At 61.2% G+C, this 3,495-nt stretch carries 5 protein-coding genes; 2 read left to right on the top strand and 3 right to left on the bottom strand.

Annotation, left to right across the window (positions count from 1 at the left end; genetic code table 11):
* Positions 1–434, bottom strand: a 434-nt coding sequence (locus Q7T64_RS14925) for an ABC transporter substrate-binding protein (RefSeq protein ID WP_304797315.1), incomplete at its 3' end; no start/stop codon positions are given.
* Between the two features lie 388 nt (positions 435–822).
* Positions 823–1,611, bottom strand: coding sequence for an IclR family transcriptional regulator (locus tag Q7T64_RS14920; protein WP_304797313.1), 789 nt, complete (start codon positions 1,609–1,611; stop codon positions 823–825).
* Between the two features lie 163 nt (positions 1,612–1,774).
* On the opposite strand from Q7T64_RS14920, the gene Q7T64_RS14915 reads away from it, so the two are divergent.
* Complete coding sequence (locus Q7T64_RS14915; protein WP_304797311.1) at positions 1,775–2,191, top strand: diacylglycerol kinase; 417 nt, start codon at positions 1,775–1,777, stop codon at positions 2,189–2,191.
* Here the strand turns inward: Q7T64_RS14915 and Q7T64_RS14910 are convergent.
* Positions 2,188–3,243 (bottom strand): quinone-dependent dihydroorotate dehydrogenase, encoded by a 1,056-nt coding sequence (locus Q7T64_RS14910; protein ID WP_304797310.1) that lies wholly within the window; start codon positions 3,241–3,243, stop codon positions 2,188–2,190. The two genes, Q7T64_RS14915 and Q7T64_RS14910, sit on opposite strands and share 4 nt — an antisense overlap.
* A gap of 53 nt (positions 3,244–3,296) precedes the next feature.
* On the opposite strand from Q7T64_RS14910, the gene Q7T64_RS14905 reads away from it, so the two are divergent.
* The coding region (locus Q7T64_RS14905; RefSeq protein WP_304797308.1) for a hypothetical protein at positions 3,297–3,495 on the top strand (199 nt) is incomplete at its 3' end.

The raw sequence follows: 3,495 nt of genomic DNA, 5'->3' as shown, positions 1-3,495 counted from the left end.
AAACCCATGATGGTCTTGCCCTTGAGCTTGTTCCAGTCCAGCGGCTCCTTGTTGCGGGAGACCAGCATGAAGCCGTCGGTCGCTGTCAGGCCGGAGAAGATGCGCGGCTTGACCGGCGATTCGCTGTTCTGCACGTAGACCGTGGCTTCCGGTCCGATCAGCACGATGTCGGCGCTGCCTGACAGCAGGGCGGCCATGCCCTTGTCGGTGCCCTGCGATGTCTTCATCTGCACGTCGAGCCCGGCTTCCTTGAAATATCCCTGGCTCAGGGCGACATAGGCCGGCACATACAGGATGGAGCGCACGACTTCTTCGTAACGGACCTTGGTCGGGGCTTTGCCCGCCTGGGCGGCGGCGCTGCCGGAGGCAGTCAATACCAGTGCTGTCAGTGCGGCTTGCATGAATGCACGCCTGGAGTGGGTTCGGAACGACATGCGACTCCTTTCGAGGGGGTAAATTCGTTTTACATGAAAATGGGTCCGGCTGGCGTCACATGCATTCCTGCAGGTGCAAACTGTATACTCCATACAATCTGCCCTGTCTGTCAACATGATTCTGCAACAATCGCGGATCGGATCAAACCGGTGCGAAGATGCCCGCAGACGGGGCAGTTTCATAGAGGAACTGCACTTATTATGGACGTAATCCATGGGTCTGGCAGGCCAGTTCCCTCTGATTATCCCTTTGGATAGTTGTATACAAAATTGTGTTTTAGCAACAAAAGCGAAGCGGTCGCCCATGATGGCGAGCGCCATCAGGGCTTTGCGGTGGGAGAGTGTTCGGCCTGGCAAGCAGCAGGCGGTCGGTCCGGCCGGGCCTGGTTCAGGCGCGGGGCAGTGGCGCGTAGCCGAGAACGGAAGAAATTTGCTGGACTGTCTTGAGCAGGTCCTCGACCCAGTCGTCCTGCAGCCGGTCGGCCGGCGCCGAAATGGACAGTCCGGCGATCAGGCCGCCGGAGTCGTCCCGGATGCCGGCTGCAATGCAGCGCACACCCAGTTCGAGCTCTTCATTGTCGCGCGCATAGCCGCGCGCGCGCACCAGGCTCAGCTCGCGCTCCAGGCGCGACAGATCGGTGATCGAGTTCTTGTTGTGACCCGCCAGGCCGGTTCGGGTGGCATAGGCGCGGACCTGCTTGGGATCGTCAATCGACAGGAACAGCTTGCCGGTCGAGGTCAGGTGCAGCGGCGCCCGGCCGCCGATGGCGCGTACCACCTGCATGCCGGACCGTTCCGAGAAGGAGCGGTCGATGTAGACGATTTCGTCGCCCTGGCGCACCGAGAGATTGACGGTCTGGTTGGTCTTGCGGTGCAGCGCGCGCATGAATTCGAGCGCTGCCTCGCGCACGTCGAGGCGACTCTTGACGATATTGCCGAGCTCCAGCAAACGCATGCCAAGCCGGTACGCGCCCGGTTCCGCGCGCTCGACCAGGCGCTTCAAGACCAGGTCATTGAGGATGCGATGGGCGGTGGAAGGGTGCAGGCCCGTCTGGCCTGCCAGTTCCTTCAGGCTGACCGGGTCGGGATGGCGCGCCAGTACATCAAGCAGCGAAGTCATGCGCTCGATAACCTGGATGGCAGTTCGATCACTTTCCGGTAGGGCTTCGGCTTTCATGGGAGCGTTGTGCGATGCAATAATTGATTCTTTATACCACATCGTGAAACCACATCCAATACTGAACATGTTATTTGGCGCCAATCTCCAAATTGCATCGGACGGGTGTTCGCCGGATAATCCTTGCCTTGCTGTTCAATCACTTACCGCCCCTGCCGATTCCATGTCCGAAAATACCCCGGCTGTCAGCCAGTTCAAAAGCAAGCGCGGCCTGAAGCGGATTTTCAGCGCGGCCCGTTATACGGTTTCGGGATTGGCAATGGCTTACCGCACCGAGCATGCATTCCGCCAGGAACTGGCGCTGGTCGTGGCGGGCGTGATCGCAGCCTTGCTGCTGCCGCTGGGCGCCGTCGAGAAGCTGATGCTGATTGGGGTACTGGTGCTGGTGCTGATCGTCGAGCTGATCAATTCCGCGGTTGAAGCTGCGATCGACCGGATTTCGCTCGACGCGCATCCCTTGTCGAAAAATGCCAAGGACTTTGGCAGCGCGGCGGTCGGCCTGTCCCTGATGCTGGCGGTCCTGACCTGGGCAGTCTTGCTCTACCCCTTGGTGCCGCTGCTGCCGTTCCTGCGCCCTTAGGCGCCGCCTGGCGTTGCGCCGCGCAGGCTGGCAGCGCATTCGCGCACCAGCGCCGGGCCGCGATAAATGAGCCCGGTATAAAGCTGGACCAGCGCTGCGCCGGCCGCCATCTTGCTGCGCGCGTCGTCGCCGGAAAAAATACCGCCTACACCGATGATCGGAACCGCATCGCCCATCTCGGATCTGAGTGCGCGGATAACGGCGTTGGACATCGCGAAAACCGGCTTGCCCGATAATCCGCCGGCTTCATCGCAATGCGCCATGCCGACCACGGCGTCGCGGCCGAGTGTGGTGTTGGTGGCGATCACGGCATCCATCTTGTGGCGCAGTACCGCTTGCGCAATGCTGCGGATCTGTTCGGCGTCGATGTCGGGTGCGATCTTGAGTGCAATCGGTACGTAGCGCCGGTGGCGATCGGCCAGCCGCAGTTGCGCATCGCGCAATTGCGCAAGCAATGCATCGAGCGCAGATGCTGCTTGCAGTTCGCGCAGGTTCTTGGTGTTGGGCGAGGATATGTTGACCGTCACATAGCTGGCGAAGGGATACACCTTGTCCAGGCAGGCCAGGTAGTCGTCGACTGCGCGTTCCATCGGCGTGTCGGCATTCTTGCCGATATTGAGCCCGAGTACGCCCTGCTTTTCCTGGAAGAAGCGCGAGGTCTGGACATTGGCCACGAAGGCGTCGACGCCGCCGTTGTTGAATCCCATCCGGTTGATCAGTGCGCTGGCTGCCGGCAGCCGGAACATGCGCGGGCGCGGGTTGCCGGGCTGGGGGCGTGGCGTGACGGTGCCGACTTCGATGAATCCGAATCCCAACGTGGCCAGTCCGTCGATGTAGGCGCCGTCCTTGTCGAGACCGGCGGCCAGGCCGACCGGGTTGGGGAAGGTCAGGCCCATGACCTGGCGGGGGTCTGCTGCGGGTTTTGGCAGCAGGCGGGTGATGCCGAGTTTTGCTGCACGTTGCAGTGCCGGCAGGGTCAGGTTGTGGGCGTCCTCGGGGTCGAGGGCGAACAGCAGTGGGCGGATCAGGGCGTAGAGGAGTTTGTCGGTCACGGGAATCGGGCTGGTGTGGTCGGGGCGGGGGTATTGTAGCGTCCCGGGGGAGGGTGGCCTTATTTGATGTTTTTGGGCTGATTGCTTCGGGATGTTTAATCGTGGTTTATGTTTTTTGTGGTCAAGCGGGGGTGGCGCCCCCGCGGGCGCGTAACTTTCTTTTTGGCGGCGCCAAAAAGAAAGTCACCAAAGAAAAAGGCGCTAAAACCCATTTGGCTAACCGCACCGCGAAAGGCAACTCGATTCGAGCTC

The organism is Lacisediminimonas sp. (assembly GCF_030645335.1).
In the GTDB taxonomy this organism is placed as follows: domain Bacteria; phylum Pseudomonadota; class Gammaproteobacteria; order Burkholderiales; family Burkholderiaceae_D; genus Lacisediminimonas.
Note: the sequence above shows the minus strand (reverse complement) of the source record. Positions and strands in the feature narration are given on the sequence as shown.

Coding starts and splice junctions, on each gene's coding strand:
- Q7T64_RS14915 (WP_304797311.1), top strand. CDS start 1,775: ATGTCCGAAAATACCCCGGCTGTCAGCCAGTTCAAAAGCAAGCGCGGC.
- Q7T64_RS14920 (WP_304797313.1), bottom strand. CDS start 1,611: ATGAAAGCCGAAGCCCTACCGGAAAGTGATCGAACTGCCATCCAGGTT.